The following is a 1,634-nucleotide window of genomic DNA, read 5'->3' on the forward strand; positions in this document are numbered from 1 at the left end:
CGGTCGGCTGCGCGACCGTCGTCGGCCGGGCGCCGGCGCTGGCGGTCGCCGCGCCCGGGGTCACGCTGACCCAGCGCGAGCGGCTGCCCGCCGACCCCGGCGAGCTGCTGACCGGCTGCCCGCTGGTGCTGGTCGGCCTCGACGACCTCGTAGACGCCGGTGAGCCGGCCCTCGAGGGCAGCGACACGGGCACCGAGCCGCAGTCCCGGGCCGTCGCGCTGGCCGGCATCGATGCCGCGCTCGGCCGGCTGCTGGCCGCCGTGGAGGCCGCCCCGGGGGAGACGCTGCTGCTGGTCCACGGCATCTCCGAGGTCAACGACGGCCGCGCGCAGCTGCACGTCGGCATCGCCTCGGGCCCGGGGTTCACCGAGCCGCGCTGGCTGACCTCGGCGAGCACCGGGCGGGCGCCCTACGTCCAGCTCATCGACGTCGCCCCCACCGTCCTCGCCGCCCTCGGGCTGGACCGGCCGGCGTCCATGAACGGGCAGCCGCTGCAGGTCGACGGGGTGCGGCCGCCCCTGGCCGAGGCCGTGGCGCAGCTCGAGGACGCCAACACCGCCGCGGCGGTGCACTACCGCAGCACAGCCGCGTTCTTCTGGGGACTGGTGCTGCTCGACGCCGTCGTCGTCGGCCTCGGCCTGCTGGTGGCCGGCGGACGGCGCCGCGACCGGGCTTCCCGGCCGGCCGGGGAACGGCTGCGGGGCGCGCTGCGCCCGGTCGCCCTCGGCGCCGCTGCGGTGCCGGTCGCCACCTACCTCGCGGGGCTGGTGCCGTGGGAGCGGGCCGGCGCGCCGCGTCTGGCGCTGGCCGGATCGGTGCTCGCCGCCGCTCTGGTGGTGCTCGCGGTCGCCGCGCTGGGCCCGTGGCGGCGCCGGCCGCTGGGGCCGCCGACCGTCGTCCTGACGGTCACGCTGGGCACCCTGGTCGGTGACGTGCTCACCGGCTCGCACCTGGAGCTGGGCGGGCTGCTCGGCTACGACGCGATCGTCGCCGGGCGCTTCACCGGCTACGGGAACCTGAGCTTCGGGCTGCTCTCGGTCAGTGCGCTGCTGCTGACCGCCGCCGTCGCGACGGCCGCGGGCCGCCACGTGCCGGCCCGCCGCGCCCGGCCGGTCACCGCCGCGGTCGTGCTGGGGGCGGGCGCGCTCACCGTCCTGGTCATCGGCACCCCGGCGCTGGGCCGCGACTTCGGCGGGGTGCTCGCCGCGCTGCCCGGGTTCGTGCTGCTGGCCATGCTGCTGACCCGCAGCCGGGTGACGGTGCCCCGGATGGCGGCGGTGCTGGCGCTGGCGGTGGTGGTCGTCGGCACGCTGGCGTTCGCCGACTGGTTGCGCCCGGCGGCCCAGCGCAGCCACCTGGGTCGGTTCGTCGAGCAGTTGCTGACCGGGGAGGCATGGACGGTGGTCAGCCGCAAGGCGCAGGCCAACCTCGACATCCTGCTCGGCAGCCCGCTGGCCTGGCTGCTGCCGGTCGCGCTGGTGGCCGCCGTCTGGCTGGTCCGCCCGGGCAACCGCCTGCCCGACACTCAGCTCTTCGAGCTCCCGAAACAAGGGCTCCCCAGCAGCCAGCAGGCTGGCCGCCTGCGCGCCCTTGACATTGAACTTCTCCTCAAGTTCTTCCACACTAACCCGCGC

At 76.8% G+C, this 1,634-nt stretch carries 1 pseudogene; it reads left to right on the plus strand.

Going from position 1 to position 1,634, the window contains the following annotated elements:
- A pseudogene (locus E4P41_RS21665) lies at nucleotides 1–1,634 on the plus strand (hypothetical protein); the annotation flags it as partial.

Source organism: Geodermatophilus sp. DF01-2, assembly GCF_004571065.1.
In the GTDB taxonomy this organism is placed as follows: Bacteria; Actinomycetota; Actinomycetes; order Mycobacteriales; family Geodermatophilaceae; genus Geodermatophilus.